At 36.2% G+C, this 16,216-nt stretch carries 14 protein-coding genes and 2 rRNA genes; 9 read left to right on the top strand and 7 right to left on the bottom strand.

What is annotated here, in order from left to right:
- The first annotated feature begins 227 nt into the window (after positions 1–227).
- The 5 genes from JAZ75_RS06980 (at position 228) to JAZ75_RS06960 (ending at position 5,895) form a co-directional block, all read left to right on the top strand.
- Complete coding sequence (locus JAZ75_RS06980) at positions 228–1,607, top strand: OmpA family protein (RefSeq protein ID WP_132844404.1); 1,380 nt, start codon at positions 228–230, stop codon at positions 1,605–1,607.
- A 178-nt stretch (positions 1,608–1,785) separates the two neighbouring features.
- Positions 1,786–3,192, top strand: coding sequence for a tetratricopeptide repeat protein (locus tag JAZ75_RS06975; protein WP_208702373.1), 1,407 nt, complete (start codon positions 1,786–1,788; stop codon positions 3,190–3,192).
- Positions 3,193–3,936 carry a shikimate dehydrogenase family protein gene (locus JAZ75_RS06970; protein WP_208700820.1) on the top strand — a complete coding sequence of 248 codons (744 nt, stop codon included), beginning with the start codon at positions 3,193–3,195 and terminating at the stop codon, positions 3,934–3,936.
- 82 nt (positions 3,937–4,018) lie between these two features.
- Positions 4,019–4,660 carry an MBL fold metallo-hydrolase gene (locus tag JAZ75_RS06965; protein WP_208700819.1) on the top strand — a complete coding sequence of 214 codons (642 nt, stop codon included), beginning with the start codon at positions 4,019–4,021 and terminating at the stop codon, positions 4,658–4,660.
- Positions 4,661–4,665: 5 nt separating this feature from the next.
- Positions 4,666–5,895 carry an FtsX-like permease family protein gene (locus JAZ75_RS06960; protein ID WP_208700817.1) on the top strand — a complete coding sequence of 410 codons (1,230 nt, stop codon included), beginning with the start codon at positions 4,666–4,668 and terminating at the stop codon, positions 5,893–5,895.
- An 8-nt stretch (positions 5,896–5,903) separates the two neighbouring features.
- Here JAZ75_RS06960 and JAZ75_RS06955 read toward each other — a convergent pair whose 3' ends face one another.
- The gene (locus JAZ75_RS06955; protein ID WP_208700815.1) at positions 5,904–6,536 is read right to left on the bottom strand and encodes a hypothetical protein; all 633 of its coding nucleotides are present in this window, start codon (positions 6,534–6,536) and stop codon (positions 5,904–5,906) included.
- Between the two features lie 62 nt (positions 6,537–6,598).
- Positions 6,599–6,880, bottom strand: a complete 282-nt coding sequence (locus JAZ75_RS06950; RefSeq protein ID WP_021190738.1) for a NifU family protein — start codon at positions 6,878–6,880, stop codon at positions 6,599–6,601.
- 229 nt (positions 6,881–7,109) lie between these two features.
- On the opposite strand from JAZ75_RS06950, the gene JAZ75_RS06945 reads away from it, so the two are divergent.
- From JAZ75_RS06945 to JAZ75_RS06930, 4 genes are all read left to right on the top strand, one after another.
- Positions 7,110–8,051 (top strand): outer membrane protein assembly factor BamD, encoded by a 942-nt coding sequence (locus JAZ75_RS06945; protein WP_208700813.1) that lies wholly within the window; start codon positions 7,110–7,112, stop codon positions 8,049–8,051.
- On the top strand, positions 8,035–8,364 hold the full coding sequence (locus JAZ75_RS06940; RefSeq protein WP_132770029.1) for a DNA-directed RNA polymerase subunit omega: 330 nt from the start codon (positions 8,035–8,037) through the stop codon (positions 8,362–8,364). Before JAZ75_RS06945 ends, JAZ75_RS06940 begins: the two co-directional genes overlap by 17 nt.
- 20 nt (positions 8,365–8,384) lie before the next feature.
- Positions 8,385–9,596 carry a bifunctional phosphopantothenoylcysteine decarboxylase/phosphopantothenate--cysteine ligase CoaBC gene (gene coaBC, locus JAZ75_RS06935; RefSeq protein ID WP_132844414.1) on the top strand — a complete coding sequence of 404 codons (1,212 nt, stop codon included), beginning with the start codon at positions 8,385–8,387 and terminating at the stop codon, positions 9,594–9,596.
- A gap of 223 nt (positions 9,597–9,819) precedes the next feature.
- Positions 9,820–10,209 carry an SRPBCC domain-containing protein gene (locus JAZ75_RS06930; RefSeq protein WP_021190742.1) on the top strand — a complete coding sequence of 130 codons (390 nt, stop codon included), beginning with the start codon at positions 9,820–9,822 and terminating at the stop codon, positions 10,207–10,209.
- 37 nt (positions 10,210–10,246) lie between these two features.
- Here the strand turns inward: JAZ75_RS06930 and JAZ75_RS06925 are convergent, their stop codons facing one another.
- The 5 genes from JAZ75_RS06925 to rrf (JAZ75_RS06905) form a co-directional block, all read right to left on the bottom strand.
- Positions 10,247–11,551, bottom strand: a complete 1,305-nt coding sequence (locus JAZ75_RS06925) for a TolC family protein (protein ID WP_207898688.1) — start codon at positions 11,549–11,551, stop codon at positions 10,247–10,249.
- Between the two features lies 1 nt (position 11,552).
- Complete coding sequence (locus JAZ75_RS06920) at positions 11,553–14,630, bottom strand: efflux RND transporter permease subunit (RefSeq protein ID WP_132770033.1); 3,078 nt, start codon at positions 14,628–14,630, stop codon at positions 11,553–11,555.
- 9 nt (positions 14,631–14,639) lie between these two features.
- Positions 14,640–15,698 (bottom strand): efflux RND transporter periplasmic adaptor subunit, encoded by a 1,059-nt coding sequence (locus JAZ75_RS06915; RefSeq protein WP_132770034.1) that lies wholly within the window; start codon positions 15,696–15,698, stop codon positions 14,640–14,642.
- 214 nt (positions 15,699–15,912) lie between these two features.
- Positions 15,913–16,024: ribosomal RNA gene (gene rrf / locus JAZ75_RS06910) — 5S ribosomal RNA — on the bottom strand.
- An 80-nt stretch (positions 16,025–16,104) separates the two neighbouring features.
- Positions 16,105–16,216 (bottom strand): 5S ribosomal RNA (rrf, locus tag JAZ75_RS06905).

Genomic DNA, 16,216 nt, shown 5'->3' with positions numbered 1-16,216 from the left:
AAAAATATAAAGTAAAACAAAAATTTGGTACATTCGTCCGGATTTTTGTTTTACTGCTTTGCAATAAAAGCGGGAAAAATGAGTTTTTATTATAGTAAGAATTAAAACAATTGATCCTTTTTTAATTTCGGCACGGTGTTTGATTATTTCAAACCGTGATTGCACTTTAAACAATTGCATACAAAACAAGAACAATTAAAATTTAATAATAACCTTAAAACAAGAGTATGAACTATTCTACAATTAAAAAAACAGCTGTTGCTGCTTCCTTAGTTGCCGCTTTAGGCTTCGCTGATGTAGCACAAGCTCAAACTGTATTTGGTGGAAGATCACAATACAGAACTTGGTCAATCGGTGTTCAAGGTGGTATCACTACACCTAACGCTTTGATCGGTGGTAACAATGCTTTCGGTCAGAAAGTTGGTTACTTCCAAAATAAAGTAGGTGAGTACTACGGATTAACAGTTCGTAAACAATTTTCTCACTTATTTGGTTTAGAAGTTGAAGGTAACCGTGGTAAAATCAAAACTTTTAACCATGCTGAGTCAGGACCTGCTGTAGAGAACAAAGGTGGTGCTAAATCTGCTGAAACTGAAGTTAACTGGGCTGCTAGCTTAAATGGTGTATTCCAATTAGGTACTATCGATTTCTTGAGAAGAGAAAATTCAGTAAACTTTTACGCTAAAGTTGGTTTAGGTGTTATGGCTTATAACCCTGTTCAATATGCTAACAATGACTTCACTGGAACTGTTGTTTATGACAACAAAGGTAAAGTTGGTGAGGCTGTATTTGGCGATAGAGAATACAAAGGTGATAGAGATTACCGTTTAGGTATGTACGTTCCAGTTGGAGTTGGTGCTAAATTCAAATTATCTGAAGTTGTTGCTTTAAACTTAGGTTACACAATGAACTTCACGGATGAGGCTTTATTATACGGACCAAGCAGACAAGGAACTAGCAAACAACGTTTCTCTAACGTATACGGAGGTTTAGAATTCACTTTAGGTTCAAGAGACAAACAAAACTTGACTTTTGCTAACCCAGTTGCTACAATGTATGATGAGTTGAAAGATCCTTCATTACGTAACGAAGTTGAAGCTTTAAAACAACGCGTATCTACTTTAGAAGGTACAGTTAATGCTTTAAATACTGATTCTGACGGTGACGGTGTTTCTGATAAATTCGATAAAGAGCCTAACTCTCCTGCAGGTGCAGTAGTTGATGGATCTGGTCGTCAAATCAAATTCCCTGAGCCAGTTGCAAATGAATTCACTTCATCAAACGGTTACGTTGCTCCTATTCAATTTGAATTTGATAGCTCTGTATTGAAAACTCAATCTTACGCTACATTAGACAAAGTTGCTAAAGAAGTACGTGATAACAACTCATCTGTTACTTTAGATGGTTATGCATCTGCTGAAGGTTCTGAAGCTTATAACGTTTCTTTATCTAAAGACCGTGCTAACGCAGTAAAACAATACTTAGTTAACGCTGGTGTTGCTTCTTCTAAAATCACAGCTAACGGTTACGGTGAGGCTAATCCAGTAGCATCTAATGCAACTGAAGAAGGTCGTGTTCAAAACCGTCGTGTTGAGATCAAAAAATAATTATAGCTAACATATAATTTAGAAAGCCGATTCGCAAGAATCGGCTTTTTTATTTTGCATACTTTAATCCGTATCTTTGTATTGTTAAATTAATTTTATTAGTAAATTAATTAGACATAGTTATTAAAAATCACTATTTTCAACTAAGTTGGGTTTATTGATAGATTAAACAAGGATGATGGAAGAGGAATTTGATTTTGAATCCCCTGAGGAAAGAAAAATCTCGGTGGATCGGTACGAAGAAATGATTAGGAACGAAGACCAATATTTCTTTGATTCCAAAGCATTTGAAGGGATTATAGACTATTACATTGAAAAAAATGATCCTATAAAAGCATTACAGGTTGCCGATTACGCAATTAATCAGCACCCTTTTGATATTACATTTTTACTCAAACAGGCACAACTCTATTCTTCAACACAGCAATTTGATAAAGCATTGCATGCACTTTCAAAAGCGGAATTGCTAGAACCCTCTGAAGGAGATATTTTTTTTATCCGAGGCGGAGTCTATGGTTCTAGAGGACAATTTAATGAAGCCAAGGAACAATTATTCCAAGCATTGAGCCTTTCAGACAATAAGGATGAAATCTATTTCCACATTAGCGTAGTTTATCAGGGAGAAGGTGATTTTGAAAAAGCGATTTACTATTTAAAGAAAACGCTTGAACTCAATATGGAAAATCAAGAAGCACTTTATGAACTTGCTTACTGCTATGACATATTGGACAAACAAGAGGAGAGCGTAGAGTTTTATAAAAAATACATCGATTCTGAGCCTTACTCTTATTATGCCTGGTATAATCTAGGTAACGCTTATCACAAGCTTACGCAATATCCGGAAGCTATTGATGCTTACGATTATGCTATTTTAATTAAAGAAAATTTTTCTTCAGCATATTTCAATAAAGGCAATGCTTTAGTAAACCTTGATCGCTACCAGGAGGCTCTAGAGGTTTATAAACAAACTTTTGAATATGAAAAACCTAGCGCCGACACCTATTGTGCTATAGGGGAGTGCCTAGAAAAATTAGAGCAAATGGAAGAAGCTCGAGTCTTCTATAAAAAAGCAGTCAAAATGGACGGTGATTTAGCAGATGCCTGGTTTGGGATAGGCGTTACACTAGACTTTGAAGAAAGACACTTTGAATCACTCCATTTTTATAAAAAAGCACTTGAACTTGACGATGCTAATCCAGATTACTGGTTTGCAATCGCGGATGCGCGCTATAAATTAAAACAGATTGATCTTGCACAAGAAGCATATGCTAAGGTTGTCACATTAAATCCACTAGATGTTGATGCCTGGTTAGATTATTCTTCTATCTTCTTTGAACAAGATAAAGTAGATGAAGCAATAGAAATTGTATCGGAGGCTATTACGAATAATCCAGAAGCTGCCGAATTATATTTTAGAATGGTAGCCTATTTATTTGCTAATGGCAAGTATAATGATGCTATTGTGTTTCTTGAATTAGGATTGGCAACCGACCCTGAAAAACATTATATTCTTTTTGACTATCTTCCGCAATTGCAAGGAAATCATATTATTTCAGAAATCATAAAAAAATATACTCCTAAATAAATGAAGAAATTAGGACTCATCGGTTTTCCATTAGGACATTCATTTTCTAAAAAATACTATCTCGATAAATTTGATAAAGAAATTATTACAGATATTAATTATGATCTATATAGTATAGAAGACATTCGGGAATTTGAACGGATTTTTAACGATCAAAACTTTTATGGTGTTAATGTAACAATACCACATAAGATCAATGTGCTACCTTATCTTCAGGAGCTATCTCCCGAGGCCGAAGCAATTCAGGCAGTAAACTGTATTCAAATTAAACACACGCCGACAGGTCCCTTCTTAAAAGGTTTCAATACGGATGTTTATGGCTTTAAGGAATCGCTGAAACCACTGCTGGAAGAGCAACATACAAAAGCTTTGATTCTAGGTAATGGGGGTGCGGCCAAAGCTGTGGAGTATGCATTAAATGAACTTGGTATTAGCTATAAATTTGTTAGCCGCAATAAAAGTGAAAACAATCTGATTTACAGCGAACTTGATGCCGACATCTTCAATGAACATTACATTATTATTAACTGCTCGCCTGTTGGAACTTTTCCTAATATCGAAGATGCACCCAATATTCCTTATGAATATATTGGCAATAAACATTTATTATACGATCTTGTTTATAATCCTGCAGAAACCGCATTTCTTAAAAAAGGCAAAGAGAACGGCGCAAAAATTAAGAATGGACTGGAAATGCTTGAGCTTCAGGCGGAGAAAAATTGGGAAATTTGGAATGAATTGTAATTTAATATATTCATTTACAATGGTTTTATAGAAAACAATTTGAATACCCTACATCCGAAATAAAACTTTAATTTTACAAATTATGTTGCAGATCAAGACTTTTACCTTTAACCCGTACCAAGAAAATACTTACCTCATATATGATGAACAAAAAAACTGTATCATCATTGACCCCGGTATGTATGGACCCGCTGATGAAAGAATGTTGACAGACTTCATTGAGCAAAATAGTTTAAACCCAAAGATCTTATTAAATACACATTGTCACATTGACCATGTTCTAGGTAATAGATTCATATTTGACACTTATGATCTTTATCCCCAGTTTCATGAGGGAGAACTTCCGGTATTGATCGAGGTACAGAACTATGCTCCACAAATGGGTTTCAGGTATGATATCTCCCCGATTGGAGAAACATTTCTTACTGAAGAAAACGTGGTAAAGATTGGTGATCACGAATTGAAAATTATATTTTCTCCCGGTCATTCCCCTGCGCATTTATGTTTTTATAGTGAACCACAAAAATTTCTGATTGGCGGCGATGTTTTATTTAGAAACAGCATTGGTAGAACAGACCTTCCAGGAGGTAATCATGACTTGTTATTAAAGAATATCAAGGAAAAAATATATGTACTTCCCGATGAAGTTACTATTTATCCTGGACATGGACCGACTACGACCATCGGTTTTGAAAAAGCGACCAACCCATTTATTAGAGGCTAATCAAAATGAACTTACCATACCTTTTTGCTAAAAGATACTTATTTTCAAAAAAATCTGTTAATGCGATCAATATTATATCTGGTATTAGCATCGTTGGTGTTATGGTAAGCAGTGCAGCACTCATTATCTTACTGTCTTCATTTAACGGTATGGAAAACCTGATAATTTCCATGTATAGCCAGTTTGTGCCAGAAATAAAGATAGAACCTGCAAAAGGAAAGCTGTTTGATGCAAATCAACCTGCTATCCTTGCGTTAAAAAAAGATTCCAATGTAATCGATTACACCGAAGTATTGCAGGAAAAGGTACTATTGGAATACGATAACCGTCAGTATATTGGTACTATTAAAGGTATTCAAGCAAATTCAATAGACCATAAAAGGAAAGATAGTTTACTAATAAGTGGAAGTTATAACTTGCAAACTGACAGTATTCCATCTGCGGTCATTGGAGCCGGTGTTCAAGCAAACTTGGGCGTATCCATTCACAGTGGCCTCCGTAATATTGATGTATATTCACCTAGAAAGGGGGTTAAAAATGCAGCAAATCCTGCCGATGAATTTAATATCAGATCTATACAGCCAAAAGGAATATTAAAAAGTCAACAAGATTTTGACAATTTAATTATCACCCCAATTTCCTTTGCACAAGAAGTGCTTGGAGAATATAATCGCGTTTCAGCAATTGAATTTTATGTAAAAGACAAAGCAAATCTTCAACATTTCAAAAAGAAACTACAGACGGATCTTGGAGAAAAATATATTGTAAAAAACAGGGAAGAACAAAATCCGACTCTTTATAAAAATGTTCGCGTTGAAAGATGGGCCGTATTTTTTATTTTGACATTGATCAGTATAATTGCCCTTTTCAATATTGTAGGATCATTAACCATGCTCGTACTAGATAAAAAAGAAGATATGATCATCTTAAAGAATCTCGGTGCTAACAGCTCGTTAATACAAAGAATATTTTTCTATGAAGGACTAATGATATCCTTAGTGGGTTGTGTCACGGGCTTGCTAATTGGTTACATCTTTTGTTATTTACAAATAAACTATGGTATCATAAAAGTGGAAGAGGGAGCTAATATGTTAATTGACAGCTACCCCATTGCGATCCGTTGGACAGATTTTATCATCGTCTTCTTTACCATAACAAGCATAGCTGGATTGATTGCCTATTTTACTTCGAAAATAAGTGTACTGGAATTAAATAAATTAGAAGCGACAGAATAAAGGATAGTTTACTTCCCTTTTTTCCCTTTGGAAATTTGTTGAATTAAGTTGCCCCAAGCAAAAGGGTTTAATAGAGGATTCGCATACCGCTGATTAATAACTTTATTATTCATACTGCGATGATTATCATTTACATTATAATTATGCATCTCATCGGCAGTTCGAGGTACTCTAGCTGCCAAAGCATCTAAAGATTCCTTCGACAAATTTCGCTTCGCACGAATAATATTGTCTGAATCAACCTCCAGATTCATAAATGCAATGTTAAATTCCTCAATACTTGCCCAAGGATAAGGTGTCACCATCGGTAACTCCGTAATCAGATTTTTCATAACGATCGCAGTGGACAAACGATCACCCTGAATATTTGGAATAACATACCTTAAGGTCTCATAACCGACAGATGTAAAACGGAGCGTGTCTCCGACATGCGCTACAAAAGAGAAAAAGCCCTCGTTATTGGCCATATAGGCTTCATTGCGAAAGCTTTCATTCGTTATAGTTGTATAGCCCACAGGAAGACCAGAGCTAATCGTTTCTACAATACCACTAAACTGCAAGATTTTGCGCTCTTGGGAATATGAAGCATACCCAGAGAGGATGAAAAATAGAACAAAAATAAAGTGGTAGTTGAATTTCATAGCACAAATCTAAGACATTAACAGTTACACTGCTGTTAAATTGTGTTAATTAAAGCGGTCAATTATAATGCCTTAGGTGTCGGCAAACTAGCATTAGGGTCATTCATGTCCGTAATATTAATCGCTTCCACAGCAGTAATTTCAGGTACAGCCTTTCTAATGGCTTGTTCAAGACCAGCCTTAAAAGTCATTATACTCATAGAGCATGAAGCACATGCTCCCAATAATTTCAAACGAACAACATTATCTGCAGTGATTTCTTCCACACTAACATCACCACCATCAGTTTCCAAATACGGTCTAATTGTATCCAATGCTTGTTCAACTCTTTCTTTTAATGTCATACTAAAAACAATTTGAATGTAAATATAATCAAAATTTACTAAAATGATAAGAAGACTATCCGATTGATACTGTTTTTAAACAAGCAAATGACAATAGCATAAACATTCCAGAATTTATGGTTAAAAAAAGTTAATATGATTAAATTCATTGTATAGCTTCCAATATTGCACTATATTGCAACATAAAAATTTAATTGATTAGTATTACAAATTCACTTATCTTTGTAAAATGTTTTTAAATAGGCGTATAGCGGCTTTATGTGCCGGAATTTTGTTATTGGTATCGTTCAGTAGCTGTAAGAGTAAGTTTGAGAAGTTGCGAGCAAGCAATAATATCGCTCAGAAGTACGAAGAAGCGGTGAAACTATACGAAAACAAAAAATATAGCAAGGCTTTAATATTGTTCGAAGATTTAAGAACTAAATTTAGAGGACAGGCCGAAGCAGAAAATTTATATTATTTCACAGCTTTTGCAAGCTACAGACTAAAGGATTACACCTCTGCACGTTATCATTTTAAAGATTTCGCAGATGTATATCCCAACAGTCCTAGAGCCGAAGAATGTCGTTTTATGTCTGCATATTGTTATTATCTAGATTCTCCAAAGTCAAGTCTTGACCAAGAGAATACAAGGAAAGCAATCGATGCACTACAGTTATTTGTCAATTTGTATCCCGAATCTGAAAGGGCAAAAGAAGCAGGAGATTTAATTCAAAAGCTGCGTGATAAATTAGAGTTTAAAGCGTTTTCAAATGCTAAACTACTTTATGACATGGGATTAAACGATGATTATAGAGCTGCTGTGATTGCATTGCAAAACGTATTGAAAGCTTACCCTGACACGAAGTATGCAGAAGAAATTGAGTACCTTACCTTAAAGTCTCAATATAATCTTGCAACTCAGAGTAATCCTGTTAAGCAAGCAGATCGATTTTCTGAAGTTATTGACTACTATCGCTCATTTGCAATGTCGTTCCCGAATAGCAAGTATATGAAGGAAGTTGAATCTCTTCGCGATAGCGCCGAGAAAAAAATGAAAACTGCTGAGAACTACATGGCAACTGTTAATAAAGCCATAGCTGAGCAAGAAAAAGAAAGAAAAGCAGCAATAGCCGCTAAAGAAAATAAAGATAATAAAGATAATACCCAAAAAAATGAGTCAAAAAAATAACAGCACTGTAGCAACTTCAACTGTAACTCGTGATTTAAGACAATTAGACACCGTTACCGACAATATTTATGAGTCAATCGTAGTGATCAGCAAACGTGCTAATCAAATTTCTGTTGACATCAAAGAGGAGTTGAATAGCAAACTTGCAGAATTTGCTACTAACAATGATAACTTAGAAGAGGTATTCGAAAACCGTGAGCAAATTGAAATCTCAAAACACTATGAGCGTATGCCAAAAGCTACCCTTATTGCGATTGATGAATTCTTACATGATAAGGTTTATTTCAGAAATCCCGCTAAAGAGCAAGAATAATTTGCTTCATCCTAGTTGATATGAGCTTAGCTAAAAAAAATATTGTGATTGCTGTATGCGGTAGTATTGCCGCATACAAAATTGCACATTTGACTAGACTGCTAGTTAAAGAAAAAGCGAATGTTCAGATCATTATGACAAAAGAAGCGGCTGAATTTATTACCCCACTCACGTTGTCAACCCTTTCAAATAACCCCGTTTTAATCGATTATTTCGATCCTAAAACAGGGGAATGGAATAATCATGTCCATATCGGATTACAAGCTGATCTGATACTGGTTGCACCAGCAACTGCCAATACTATTGGAAAACTCGCAAATGGAATCTGTGATAGCTTGTTAACTGCGGTCTACCTATCTGCAAAATGTCCTGTGTTTATAGCTCCTGCGATGGATCTAGACATGTGGAAACATCCCTCGACTCAAAACAATATCCGCTTAGTCCAATCCTATGGAAACAGAATAATTCATCCCGGTAATGGAGAACTAGCTAGCGGCTTAATTGGAGAAGGAAGACTTGCAGAACCTGAAGAAATTTTAGATTTTATTACGCAAAGCTTTTCTCCTCAACTCCCTTTAAGCGGAAGGAATGCATTAGTCACTGCTGGACCTACATATGAAGCGATAGACCCTGTACGATTTATTGGGAATCATTCTAGTGGAAAAATGGGCTATGCTTTAGCAAAACAGCTTGTAGCTCTTGGTGCTAAGGTAACCTTAATCAGTGGACCTACCGCTTTAGATGCCCCGCAAAACGTAGATCGTATTCAAGTTACTTCTGCACATGAAATGCTTGAAGCTGTCGTACAACATTTTTCACAATCAGACATTATTGTTATGAGTGCTGCTGTTGCGGATTATACTCCGATCGAAGTTGCTTCGCAGAAAATAAAAAAGAAAGAAGATCAATTCTCCATTGCACTCAAGAAAACGACAGATATTCTAGCATCTATCGGAACTAAGAAAACAGAAAAACAGCTCTTAATCGGCTTTGCTTTAGAAACAAATAACGAAGTTGAGCATGCAAAAGATAAATTAATGCGTAAAAACCTGGATTTCATTGTCTTAAATTCAATGCAGGATAAAGGAGCAGGTTTTGCAACAGATACCAATAAAGTAACTGTAATTGACCGTTTTCAGCATATTCAAGAATTTACATTAAAATCAAAAGAAGATGTTGCAAAAGATATTTGTCAACTGATCGTACAACACCCTATTTTAACTCAAAAATAGTACTATTAACTATAGCTTCTCCTCAAAAGCTGAACAAGATACTATTCCATCATAATTAAAACTGATCAGATATTGCACGATCTCTTACCAAGCTGTTCCCTGTTAGATCACCCCATCATAAAACAAATAACAGTTTTCTAAATATTTTCCAAGAGCCTTTTTCATTCAAGAAAAGATTAAAATAGATGAAGGCACTCTTTCATAATTAACGTATTTTTGTGCTATGAAAGATTTCAAAAAATATTATATAATACCTGCAGAGCCAGAAGAAATATACCTAGCACTGACGACGGACATTACCATACGTCTTTGGACAGGTGATTTAGTAGAAATCGATCCTGTTATCGGTGGTGAGTTCTCGATGTGGGATGGTGCTATCACAGGAAAATTTATCGATTTGGTTCCCAATAAAACGATTGTTCAGCAATGGTATTTTGGAGAAGAAGAGGCTGATTCCATTGTTACCATCAAACTACATGAACACAAAAAAGGAACTTCAGTCGAGATAAACCACGTCAATATACCTGATGAAGCTTATGATGATATTGTTGATGGATGGGATGATCCATACATGAGCTCTTTATTAGACTTCTATACAGAAGATGGACGTTAAGAGCCCTTTTAAGGCTCTTAGCTTATTTATAAAAGAGTTAGAGGTCTAAGTTACCGACTAATTCTTTTAAACCTATCTCAGACAGCTTAGCCTGATAGCTAGCCTCTTTAAGCCTGCTCATAGCATTTACATAGTTTTCTTGAGCATCTCTAAATTCAACTGCACTTATCGTACCTATCTTATACTTGTCTAAAGTTATATTTAAATTTTGCTTTGCGATTTTTTCATTTCGCTCTTCCAGTTTAGCTAAGCTGATATTTGTCACATAGCTTTGATATGCTTTCAAAATAGTGGCATTAATGAGTTCTTTGGATCTCTCAATTTGAATCGAGGCTTTTTCCACCATTTGTTTAGCCACTCGCTCACTCCTCCGTTGATTAAAACCATCAAAAATATTCATCGATGCCGTTACACCATAAGTCAAACCTCTTGCATTAGATTGAGAAACAAATCCCAAACTAGATTCTGATGACGAAAAGTTATAGCCAGAATTAAGACGAACAACAGGTAAGCGTTTCGAGCGGACATCCTTTTGCTCCAGCTCGGCCAAACGTTTATCCAATTTGATTAATTGAAGCTCGATGTTTTGATTAGTAGCCTGTTCTAATAAAGCATTAATTTCCAAATTCTCATTGAATTGAAACTCATATTGAACCTCAAAATCTATCGTTAAATCCCGAGCCATCAATCTATTTAACTCCGTTTTCAAATTGGCAATAGTTTCCAATTTTTTTAATCGCAAGGATTGGTCCGCATTTAAGTTCACCTGTACATTGAGAACTTCCAATTTAGAAGCTTTTCCAATTTGAAAACGATTTTCTGCCGTTTTTAAACGATCAGTGGAAATAACTATTGAAGAATCTATGGTGTGCAAAAGATTCTCTTCCAGAACAATTGTATAATACATATTCAGCACATCGCCAACAGTTGTTAAAATGATCGATTTCAACTCGAGGTCACCCCTTGCTTTCAGTTGATTCAATTTCTCGTACCGCGCAAACATACCAAAGCCATCAAAAATGGTCCAGCCTAAACTAACACCATAATTCATGCTGTTATTTTTTGCGTTTTCCAACTCTCTCACCTCACCTGTACTTTGTGTTTGCTTGGAATTCTGATTACTGTTGCTCTGGCTAAAATTTGCAGTAATATTTGGTAAGATTCCAGCATTCCCATATGTTGCATTTTCCTTAGCGATGATCACATCCTTCTTTGTCAGCAATACATCAAAGTTATTTTCCATAGCTATAGCAACTGCATCGTGAGCAGTAAGTACATTTTGTGAGAAAGCACTGCCTACAGGAATAAAAAGCAAGGCTAGTAGATAAAAAATCTTATTCATATTAATCTTCAATATTCGTCAGTTCAGGATTGTGTTTCTTTATTCTAGACCACATTAAATAGATTGCAGGAATCACAAATAAAGTCAATACGAGTGAAAACATAGTTCCTCCTACGATAACAACGCCCATTCCTATACGACTTGTAGAGGCTGCTCCCAATGACAAGGCAATCGGCAAGGCTCCAAGCGCGATTGCTAAAGACGTCATTAAAATCGGGCGTAATCTCCCAGCAGAAGCCTCAACAATTGCATCATATTTAGATTTCCCCTCTTCTCTTAACTGATTGGCAAATTCTACAATTAGAATACCATTTTTCGTTACCAGTCCAATCAACATAATCGTTCCAATCTGACTAAATATATTCCAAGACTGACCAAATAACCAAAGTGAAAATAATGCTCCCGCAACGGCTAGTGGTACTGTAATAATAATGACGAAAGGATCAATAAAACTTTCGAATTGCGCTGCTAAAATCAAATAAATTAAAAGTAAAGCCAAACCAAAGGCAAACATTGTATTGGATCCACTCTCTTTAAAATCTCTCGACTCACCACCTAAATCTGTCGTAAAAGTCTCATCCAGTACCTTGGCTTTAATCCGGTCCATTGCTTCTATTCCTTCTCCTAAACTCTTTCCTGGGGCTAAACCAGCAGAAACAGTAGCAGACATGTAGCGATTATTATGATAGAGCTGAGGAGGGCTGCTCCGTTCCTCAATCTTTACAATATTATCCAGCTGAATCAATTGTCCATCCTTGTTCTTAACAAAGATCGAGGCAAGGTCGAGTGGCGTACTCGTATCTTTTTTATCAAACTGACCAATAACTTGGTACTGACGCCCATTCATCATAAAATACCCAAATCGCTGTCCAGAAAGAGACATTTGTAATGTTTGAGCAACATCTAATATAGAAACACCTAAACTTAAGGCCTTTTCACGGTCAATATTGACATAAAGCTCAGGTTTATTGAATTTCAAATTAACATCAGAGATTGAAAAAGTTGGATCATCATTCACCGCGTCCATAAATTCAGGTATTTTCTCTTCCAACTTCTGAAAATTAGGAGCCTGTATAATATATTGAACAGGTAGCCCCCCTCGTCTATTCACAGAGATAGTCGGTTGTTCCATAACTGAAACCTTAGCTTCAGAAGAAGATCGCGTTAAACGAGACAAATCACGTGCTATTTCCGCCTGCGTACGCTCTCGGTCCTCCTGCTGTACAAGACCAAGACGAATCATACCACTATTAGCCGCGGCTGACCCAAATCCGGGAGAAGTAATCACCAAACTGACATCTTTTTCAGGAACTGAATCATTGACAAGAGTTGTTAATTCAGTCATAAAACGATCCATATAATCATAAGATACACCCTCAGGAGCAGTGACTCGCACTGTCAGATAGCTTCTATCATCATAGGGAGCCGTTTCCTTTGGTAATAAGCTAAAGAAAAGATAAATAAGACCAAAACAAGCTAAAACAATTGGATAACTGATCCATTTCTTTTTCAAAAATTTTATCAGAGAACTTGCATATCCATCTGTTAGCGCCACAAAATAAGGTTCTGTCCGATCATAAAATTTAGTTTTCTTCTGTTCTCCGCCCTTCATTAAATAAGCATTCAACATCGGAGTCAATGTTAAGGAGACAAATGCTGAGATAAGTACAGCAGCTCCAATAACGATTCCGAACTCCCTAAAAAGCCGACCTACGAATCCCTCTAAAAAAACCACAGGTAAGAATACAGCGGCAAGTGTAATAGAAATCGATATAACAGCAAAGAAAATTTCATTAGAACCTTTAATAGCCGCCTGAATAGGAGACATACCTTCTTCCACTTTCTTAAATATATTTTCTGTGACGACGATACCATCATCAACAACAAGTCCTGTGGCAAGAACGATCGCTAATAACGTTAACACATTAATCGAGAACCCACAGAGATACATCACAAAAAATGTAGCAATTAATGAAACAGGTATATCAATTAAAGGTCGAAATGCAATCGACCAATCCCGAAAGAATAGGAAAATGATGAGGACCACCAGTACAACAGAAATCAATAATGTTTCCGCGACTTCTAGAACAGCACGCTTAACAAAAAGCGTATTATCAAGTGCTATTTTCATGACAATATCATCAGGGAGGTCCTTTTTCAACTGATCAAATTCCTTGTAGAAACTTTTTGCAATTTCCAGATAATTCGTGCCGGGCTGTGGGATCACAGCCATACTCAACATGGGTAATCCTGAGTCAGACATTTTAGTTTCGAAATTTTCAGCCTCTAGCGCAGCTTTCCCAACATCACTCAGACGGATAATACTATTTCCTGTCGATTTAATAATAATATTATTAAACTCTTCTTCCGAAGCCAAGTTACCGATGGTTTTTACTGTCAGCTCCGTGTTAGAACCCGTTAATTTACCAGAAGGTAATTCAACATTCTGTAGGTTTAAAGCAGATCGCACATCCAGAACAGTAACACCATAAGAATTCAATTTGACTGGATCTAGCCAAAGTCGCATAGCATATTTCTTCTGCCCCCAGATTTGTACCGAACTAACCCCTGGAATTGTTTGAAGACGCTGTGAAATCGTATTTTCAGCATAATCAGACAATTCCAAAATATTCTTTTCAGAACTTTGCACTGTCATGGTAATAATAGGTTCAGAGTCTGCATCAGCTTTTGATACCACAGGTGCTGCATCAATATCCTGAGGTAGACTTCGAACAGCCTGTGACACCTTATCGCGCACATCATTTGCCGCTTCCTCTAGGTTTTTACCTAGATTAAATTCCACCGTTATATTACTAGTACCTTGATTACTCGATGAGGAAATATTTCGGATCCCATCGATGGAATTAATAGCCTTCTCCAAAGGTTCCGTAATCTGAGACTCGATAATATCGGCATTAGCACCAGCGTAACTTGTCCTAACCGATATTTGAGCCGGGTCAATAGAAGGGAATTCTCGTACACCCAAGTAGGAATAACCAATGATACCAAATAAGATCAACATCAAATTCAGTACAATAGTTAATACTGGGCGTTTAATACTTGTTGTAGATAAACTCATATAACACGATTAACGTAATGTAACCTTCACTTTAACATCATTCTTCAGCGACATTACTCCTGTAGTCAAAACAGTATCACCGTTCATTAAACCAGACAATACATTCACCTTATCCTTAGTTCTTCCTCCTGTTTCTACAATCACCTCTCTTGCTTTCCCCTCTTTTACAACAAATACTTTCTTTCCATTCTGAATAGGAATTAGTGCTTCGGAAGGAACCATTAAAGCATCATCAATGCTCTCCAGTGGTAAGATCACATTCACAAAGACACCAGGAACAAATTTATTATTTGAATTATCAGCACGAGCTTTTATTAGTAAAGTTCGAGTTGTCAAATCAACAGCAGGATCAATAGCAAAAATTTCTGCTGCAAAAACCTCCTTAGATTCAGGAATTGTAAATGAAATCTTTTTACCCACCGACACTCTGCTTACATACTTTTCTGGGATCGCAAATGATAATTTAACACGATCTGACTTTACAAGTTTCGCAATAGGGGTAGTAGGAGTGATATATGCGCCTTTAGATACAGATCGCAAACCAATTATTCCAGAAAATGGTGCCCGTATGTATGTTTTAGATAATTGTGCTTCGATATATGCGATTTGCGATTTCGCCGTTCTATAATCAGCACTTGCAATATCATACTCCTCTTGACTAATCGCCTCTTTCTCCAGTAGCAGTTTTGCTCTTCGTTCATTTTCCGAAGTCAATTGCGTTCTTGTTTTAGCTTGCTCTAATTGTGCTAATAAATCTGAGGCAACGATTTTCACAAGTATAGCACCTTTGTTTACGCGACTTCCTTCAGAAAAATTTAATTGATCTATTAATCCAGAAACCTCAGAACGAATTTCCACTTGTTCATCTGGTTCAATGGTACCTGTCAGATTAAGATTATCAGCGAACGATTCAGCAAAAATAACAGCACCATATACAGACATGGTAGCCGCTTTTCCTTTTCCGGCTGTCGGAACTTCATTCTTCTCTTTATTTGTCGTTATTCTTTGCCAGATCAAGTATCCAAATACAAGAATTAGTAGCGCAATGACAATATATTTAATTTTCATAATCCAGTATAGCATATAGAAATGCGTAAAATACATTTCAATATTCAAGTTTATAAAAATTTAACGACTAAATAAGTAGAACTTCGTAATATTGTTATGATAATAACAGAATAAATAATACCATTATAAATTCCAATTGTACAATTACAGATCTATAAAAAAGCATTATACAGCAAAAAGCCTCTAGAATATAATTCTAGAGGCTTTGTATAAAAAAAGGCATCGACCTACTCTCCCACCTGTTACGGCAATACCATCGGCTCTGGCGGGCTTGACTTCTCTGTTCGGAATGGGAAGAGGTAGACACCGCCGATATAGACACCTAAAATATTTTGAATCAACAATGTTGATGTAAACAAATCAGATTAAAGCAAAATAGCCTTGTTAAAAGGCTATTCTGTATAAAAAAAGGCACCGACCTACTCTCCCACCTGTTACGGCAATACCATCGGCTCTGGCGGGCTTGACTTCTCTGTTCGGAATGGGAAGAGGTAGACACCGCCGATATAGGCACCTAA

This window comes from Sphingobacterium sp. UDSM-2020, from assembly GCF_016132525.1.
Classification (GTDB): Bacteria; Bacteroidota; Bacteroidia; order Sphingobacteriales; family Sphingobacteriaceae; genus Sphingobacterium; species Sphingobacterium anhuiense.
The sequence above is the reverse complement of the archived record's forward strand: the minus strand, read 5'-3'. Positions and strand labels throughout refer to the sequence as shown.

Coding starts and splice junctions, on each gene's coding strand:
- JAZ75_RS06980 (WP_132844404.1), top strand. CDS start 228: ATGAACTATTCTACAATTAAAAAAACAGCTGTTGCTGCTTCCTTAGTT.
- JAZ75_RS06975 (WP_208702373.1), top strand. CDS start 1,786: ATGGAAGAGGAATTTGATTTTGAATCCCCTGAGGAAAGAAAAATCTCG.
- JAZ75_RS06970 (WP_208700820.1), top strand. CDS start 3,193: ATGAAGAAATTAGGACTCATCGGTTTTCCATTAGGACATTCATTTTCT.
- JAZ75_RS06965 (WP_208700819.1), top strand. CDS start 4,019: ATGTTGCAGATCAAGACTTTTACCTTTAACCCGTACCAAGAAAATACT.
- JAZ75_RS06960 (WP_208700817.1), top strand. CDS start 4,666: ATGAACTTACCATACCTTTTTGCTAAAAGATACTTATTTTCAAAAAAA.
- JAZ75_RS06955 (WP_208700815.1), bottom strand. CDS start 6,536: ATGAAATTCAACTACCACTTTATTTTTGTTCTATTTTTCATCCTCTCT.
- JAZ75_RS06950 (WP_021190738.1), bottom strand. CDS start 6,880: ATGACATTAAAAGAAAGAGTTGAACAAGCATTGGATACAATTAGACCG.
- JAZ75_RS06945 (WP_208700813.1), top strand. CDS start 7,110: ATGTTTTTAAATAGGCGTATAGCGGCTTTATGTGCCGGAATTTTGTTA.
- JAZ75_RS06940 (WP_132770029.1), top strand. CDS start 8,035: ATGAGTCAAAAAAATAACAGCACTGTAGCAACTTCAACTGTAACTCGT.
- coaBC (WP_132844414.1), top strand. CDS start 8,385: ATGAGCTTAGCTAAAAAAAATATTGTGATTGCTGTATGCGGTAGTATT.
- JAZ75_RS06930 (WP_021190742.1), top strand. CDS start 9,820: ATGAAAGATTTCAAAAAATATTATATAATACCTGCAGAGCCAGAAGAA.
- JAZ75_RS06925 (WP_207898688.1), bottom strand. CDS start 11,551: ATGAATAAGATTTTTTATCTACTAGCCTTGCTTTTTATTCCTGTAGGC.
- JAZ75_RS06920 (WP_132770033.1), bottom strand. CDS start 14,630: ATGAGTTTATCTACAACAAGTATTAAACGCCCAGTATTAACTATTGTA.
- JAZ75_RS06915 (WP_132770034.1), bottom strand. CDS start 15,698: ATGAAAATTAAATATATTGTCATTGCGCTACTAATTCTTGTATTTGGA.